General features: G+C 50.2%; 8 protein-coding genes. 2 read left to right on the forward strand and 6 right to left on the reverse strand.

The annotated features are described in order from the left end of the window. The 3 genes from HOK28_06595 to HOK28_06605 form a co-directional block, all read right to left on the reverse strand. Positions 1–584: 1-acyl-sn-glycerol-3-phosphate acyltransferase (locus tag HOK28_06595; protein MBT6432741.1), on the reverse strand; the 584-nt coding region annotated here is incomplete at its 3' end. Between the two features lie 13 nt (positions 585–597). After that, a complete protein-coding gene (locus tag HOK28_06600) occupies positions 598–1,257 on the reverse strand; it encodes an HAD family hydrolase (protein MBT6432742.1) in 660 nt (219 codons plus the stop codon). A 10-nt stretch (positions 1,258–1,267) separates the two neighbouring features. Beyond that, the gene (locus tag HOK28_06605; GenBank protein MBT6432743.1) at positions 1,268–1,447 is read right to left on the reverse strand and encodes a CPXCG motif-containing cysteine-rich protein; all 180 of its coding nucleotides are present in this window, start codon (positions 1,445–1,447) and stop codon (positions 1,268–1,270) included. Between the two features lie 95 nt (positions 1,448–1,542). On the opposite strand from HOK28_06605, the gene HOK28_06610 reads away from it, so the two are divergent. Next, on the forward strand, positions 1,543–1,716 hold the full coding sequence (locus HOK28_06610; protein MBT6432744.1) for a hypothetical protein: 174 nt from the start codon (positions 1,543–1,545) through the stop codon (positions 1,714–1,716). Positions 1,717–1,745: 29 nt separating this feature from the next. Here HOK28_06610 and HOK28_06615 read toward each other — a convergent pair whose 3' ends face one another. Together HOK28_06615 and rmuC are read right to left on the reverse strand one after the other, a co-directional pair. Next, positions 1,746–2,096, reverse strand: a complete 351-nt coding sequence (locus HOK28_06615) for a nucleotide pyrophosphohydrolase (protein ID MBT6432745.1) — start codon at positions 2,094–2,096, stop codon at positions 1,746–1,748. A gap of 22 nt (positions 2,097–2,118) precedes the next feature. Further along, positions 2,119–3,555, reverse strand: a complete 1,437-nt coding sequence (gene rmuC / locus HOK28_06620; protein MBT6432746.1) for a DNA recombination protein RmuC — start codon at positions 3,553–3,555, stop codon at positions 2,119–2,121. 78 nt (positions 3,556–3,633) lie between these two features. On the opposite strand from rmuC, the gene HOK28_06625 reads away from it, so the two are divergent. Continuing rightward, on the forward strand, positions 3,634–3,993 hold the full coding sequence (locus HOK28_06625; protein ID MBT6432747.1) for a TraR/DksA family transcriptional regulator: 360 nt from the start codon (positions 3,634–3,636) through the stop codon (positions 3,991–3,993). Here HOK28_06625 and HOK28_06630 read toward each other — a convergent pair. Further along, on the reverse strand, positions 3,990–5,200 hold a 1,211-nt coding region (locus HOK28_06630), incomplete at its 5' end, for a hypothetical protein (GenBank protein ID MBT6432748.1). The genes HOK28_06625 and HOK28_06630 overlap by 4 nt on opposite strands.

Consider the following 5,200-nt stretch of genomic DNA (forward strand, 5'->3'; position numbering starts at 1 on the left):
GTTCTTAGGAACTGGTAAGGGTCATCATTCTTATTGCGACTTGCTTCAGGATGAATCCCCACGAGAGTGTCTTGGCGTCGTAAGAGTGCATCCATTTGAGCCATGCTCACGGGGTTTAGCTCACCGCGTCTGCGGTCGCGATAGATTGGAGGCCACATAGCGCCGCCAGCGATAAAAAGATTGAGAGCCAGCCCAATAGGGTGAGAATGAAAAAAGTCTGCGCGCACGGGAAAATAGAGATGCTTAAGAAAGTGGGTATGTTTATAGAGCACCGCTGAGGCTACGAACATGTCGAAAAATGAACGGTGGTTTGCTACTAGAAGAACACTTCCTGATGGTTGCAATTTGCGAATATGGTCAAGACCGCTTTCTTCAATGAGATGAGAGACGCAGCCGTAGGTTAGCTTTGCATTGCATTGTTCAATGGCCCATTGCAGGGTGCTCTTTAGCCATGGCTGCGTCGCGATGAAGCGGCAAAGCCCAATTGAGATACTTTCAAGTGTTCGTAGGGGAGCACGCGGATGAATGGGCATATTGGCCAACGTTTCGTCGCGGCCCAGTACTTCTGGAATGTCTGTTGGCAAGTGGTAACTCGTATTAGGCGGTTTTGTCGTCGAAGTGACTTAGTAAGGCGTAGGGAGCATGGATAAGCTTATCAGGCTCGAGTTCAGCCAGCTCATCATGACTGCGAAATCCCCAAGTGATGGCAATGGCTTGCATGTTGGCATTACGAGCAGTGAGAATATCGACGGGTGTATCTCCGACCAGAGCACAGCGCTCGACTGCGACATCCATAGCTGATGCTATCTCAACTGCTACTTGAGGGTCTGGTTTTTGAGGCTTACCGCGCCGCTGCCCTACAACTTTATGGAACGGAATCTTTCCAAAAAGTTCCTTCACAATGTGTGTGGTCATGTCGTGAGGCTTGTTGCTTAAAACAGACATGGGTAGACCCTGTGCGGCCAAAGCTTCCAATATTTTCACCATGCCCCCATAGGGCTTACTTTTGATGAGAAGGTTTTCTTCATAATGGGCTTCATAGAGCTCCAGGATTTCGTCGGTTCGGCTTTTGCTAGCTTCTGGTAATGCTTCTTGAATGAGATGACGGGTGCCGTGGCCAATCATATTTTGATAGCTTTTGATACTATGGACCGGTAGGCCCTCGCTCTCTAAAACTTCATTGCATGCATTGGCGATATCTTCGAGAGAATCTACCAACGTACCATCTAAATCGAATATGACTGCTTTGATTTCCATTGTTGCGCCTTCAATTGCTTCGCGTTACCTGAACCGAAGCCTTCTCTCCGGGTTCGCGGTATACGTGAACCTGCCACGGTCGACAACACACCGCACAGTCTTCCACCATCGTGCCCTCAGATTCGGGATCGATATAGAGCTCTAGCTCCTCCCAGCACCAAGGGCATTGAATGGTCTGGATGTTGTCCATACCTAAAGGTTGCTTAGATCTTGAGGGAAGTGCAAGGCCCATATTGAGGTTGCCTGGGAACCTGTTTAACCTGGGAATCTACGAGGGAGTCAGAAATGAAATGCCATGATTGCAGCGACGAGATTGATGAAGCTTTTGTGATGAAGGTAGGGCGCAAAAAGCTGAAGCTGTGCGAAGAGTGTGCGGATGTACGCAAAGAAGAGATGGATATGGCAGAGGAGGCGGAGGGCGCGATGCAAGATATGATGGGATATAAGGGGCGTTGGTAGGTATAAACCTACACCGGTCTTGCTTGGGTTTAGCTTTCGTATTCGGTGTATTTACGAGCAGAATTATAGCTTTTCTCAACCGGGTATTTCTCATTGTTTTTAATGAGTTTCGAGCGTAGAGCGCTCGGGAGGTCGATGTCTGATGCATCGGCCAAGTAGAGCAAGTAAGCTAGGGTATCGGCCAGCTCTTCGCTCATTCGTTGCTTACCTTCGGGGCTTTTCACGAATGCTTGGGCCTCTTCGTCGGTTTTCCAGAGCAGTAACTCTTGGACCTCAGAAGCCTCAATATTCAGCCCGGCGACCAAGTGGTTGAGGGTGTGAAACTGTTTCCAGTTGCGCGCGTCACGAAACGCGAGGACTTCATGAGTCAAATCTTCCAGTGAGTGATCGGTCATTTCAGTCTCAATCGGTCGGTTGAATTTTGTCTGCATCTTCGTCGACCCCAGACATTTGTAAGATCGCCGGCGATAACTTTTTGTTGGCTTTAGCGCCTAGCTTGCGAATCGCTTCGGCTCGGTTGACCAGGTTGCCTTTACCAGTGCCCAGCTTTTTCATCGCATCCGTGTAGGTATTTTGCGTGGTTTCCAGTTGCTTACCCACTTTTTCTAGGTCGGAGACGAAGTTGACGAATTTGTCATACATGTCACCGCTCTTTTTAGCGATTTCCATAGCATGGCGATTTTGATTGTCTTGGCGCCAGATACTTTCCACCGTACGCAAACTGGCGAGCAGTGTGGAGGTGGTTACGATAACAACGTTTTTCTCAAGAGCTTCCTGGTAAATGGCTTGGCCAGCTCCCTTGAGCGAGAGTTCACTTTGCACCGCCAATGAGAATGCCGACTCGATGGGCACAAACATTAAAACAAAGTCTACGCTGTTGAGCTGGTAGAGATCTTGGTAGCGCTTACTGTCGAGCTCCTTGATGTGACTGCGCAAGGAGGTGAGGTGAGCCTTTTCGGCTTGAAGACGCTCTTCTTCATTATCGGCAGAGCAATAGCGTTCGTAATCTGTTAGAGAGACTTTCGAATCAATCACGAGCTGTTTGTTTTCCGGCATTTTCAAAATGACATCGGGACGAAGTTGCTTGCCTTCTTCGGTGCGAAAGCTTTCCTGGACGGAGTAGTGAACGTCTTTTTGAAGGCCCGATTTTTCGAGAATCATCTCGAGCTGCATCTCGCCCCAGGCCCCTTGTGTTTGGCTTTGCCCTTTTAAGGCAGAGGTGAGGTTATTGGCCTCTAAGCTCATCTGCTGGTTGAGCTCATGGAGCCGCCCGAGTTCGTCTTTTAGAGATTGGCGCTCGCGAGTTTCCTTCTCGTAGGTCTCTTGGACTTTCTCTTTAAAGGTCTCAATGTTTTCTTTGAGAGGTTTTAAAATCTGGTCCATGTTAGATTTATTGAGGTCCGTAAACTTCTGGCTTTTGTCTTCGAGAAGTTCTGAGGCCATCACTTTAAATTCTTGGCGAAACTGTTCTTGTAGATTTTTAAGGTTGGCTTCTTGCTCGGCCAATGTCTTCTTGAGCTGCTCACTCTCTGCGCCGGCTCGGGTGAGTTCATCACGAATCGTTTCGGAATTACGGCGAGATTGTTCATTTTGCTGGTTCATATCTTGAAGGGCTTGCTCGAGTTTTTCGACCTGGGCGCTGCTGCTTTGGAGTCGCTCTTCTAAGCGCGCCTCGGATTGCTTGGCTTCTTGATACTGGCTCTCTTGGGTTTTAAGAGCATTCTCTAACTCGGTCATAGCTTCTGGCTGAACATTGCCTTGGGAGGCTTTGAGACCGCGGATGACCCAGGCTGCACCAAAACCAACAACCAAACCAACAACTAAAAATACAATATCCATATTATTCACCCCATTTGGGAACTTGAGCATTCAACTTAGATCCCATACCGTTCCCGTCTGACAGGCTTGGGAGGCGCAGTGGAAGAATTGACAGAGGCACAGATTCAGGAGCTTGCGGGCGATCTTCGCGGCCTTCTCACGAGCCTAAAAAGCCTACTGGAATCAAGCAAAGACAGCACCCAAGCCGTGGAACCCGACCGCGCCATCGGCCGGCTCACCCGAATGGATGCGATTCAGCAGCAGAGTATGGCCAAGGCTAACCGGGCAACCTATCAGCTCAGGCTTCAGCAGGCTCAGCAAGCTCTGCGCAACCTTGAGGCGGATGACTATGGGTATTGCCGGCGCTGCGATGAGGAGATTGGTTACCGGAGGCTCAAGGCCAAACCAGAAACCCCATTTTGTGTGAATTGTCAGTCGGCGTCTGAGGGCAGGGGCTAAGGCTTACGCCACAAACCTCGCGATTGTGTGGACTCCAAGAAAGAATCGTAGAGCTCTTGGGTTTGCTCTCTGCGGTCGTAGTTATCAGCAAATGGAACGGTATTGATAAAGTCTTCGAGCTCTCTTTGACCCGTAATACTTTCGTTGAGTGCTGTATAGGTTCCGCATGGCTCTGCATCAAAAGTTGCTTCATCAGCAACGATGACCGGAAGACTCGGCGGCGGTCTGGGGTCAACGCGCTCAATGCGGTCCATATCTAAAACGTCGAAGAAATCGTTGGCGGAAGAATCCCGCACATTGAGTGGTTCGAGGTTCCACAGTCTTTCAGCAAAGGCCAAGATGGATGCGTGGTCGTAAACAGTATTGCTGGCAAATTTTTCTTTGACGTAAGGGCCGACAAATTGTGTGGGTACGCGAAAACCCATTTGGTCGAAACCATCGGCCGCTCGTTCGTCTTCGGCTTTAGGTGGAGCGACATGGTCAAAGTAACCGCCGTGCTCATCGTAGGTAATAACCAGCATTGTCTTATCCCATTTAGGGCTCTGCGCGAGGCTATCAATCACCGACGAAATCAAAAGTTGCCCGGCCATCGGGTGAACGGGCGGGTGGTCGCAGTTTTTACCGTACATGGGCTCCACCACTGAGAAGCTCGGAAGTTTCCCGGCCATAGCATCCTCGTGAAACTCCTCGAACGGATTCATGCGACCGCGGCCCGGTAGGTCTTGGAGGAGCATCATAAAGCTGATGTTGTTGTAGTAGCAGGCAAATGAAATGTCTTTGTCGTAAAGCCGGTGGTAGAGCGTCTGGAACGAGTAATCGCCGTCGATTTGATTGTTCTTATAGCCGCCGTTTTGGGCTGCGTGGGAAAAGAACCGATTGGGCCATGTGGGTCCCATCACCGACGAGTACCAGTGGTTGGCCACGGCGTATTGGTCGGCCATGGCGTAAGCAATGGGCAGCTGTTCACGGATAAAATAGCCCATCACTTTTTTGTAGTCGGTATCGCCCGGGCCTCGGTAAAACTGATTCACAAAGCCATCGTTGAGGCCGCCGTTGAATTGATTGCGAGATGCTGTCCAACCATGGGGTGGGTCGCGAAAGCAGGGGCCCTCTTCGTGGTACACGTTGACCACGCCGCCTTCGGGATCGGGGTTGGACATATCTGCCGTGAGGCCTTCGATGTCTGTTCGGCCTTCAACTAATGAAA

The sequence above is a fragment of the Deltaproteobacteria bacterium genome, from assembly GCA_018668695.1.
Taxonomy (GTDB): domain Bacteria; phylum Myxococcota; class XYA12-FULL-58-9; order XYA12-FULL-58-9; family JABJBS01; genus JABJBS01.

What these genes read in the sequence shown, in the direction of transcription:
- rmuC (MBT6432746.1), bottom strand. Translation starts at nt 3,555, where the DNA reads ATGGATATTGTATTTTTAGTTGTTGGTTTGGTTGTTGGTTTTGGTGCA.
- HOK28_06610 (MBT6432744.1), top strand. Translation starts at nt 1,543, where the DNA reads ATGAAATGCCATGATTGCAGCGACGAGATTGATGAAGCTTTTGTGATG.
- HOK28_06600 (MBT6432742.1), bottom strand. Translation starts at nt 1,257, where the DNA reads ATGGAAATCAAAGCAGTCATATTCGATTTAGATGGTACGTTGGTAGAT.
- HOK28_06605 (MBT6432743.1), bottom strand. Translation starts at nt 1,447, where the DNA reads ATGGACAACATCCAGACCATTCAATGCCCTTGGTGCTGGGAGGAGCTA.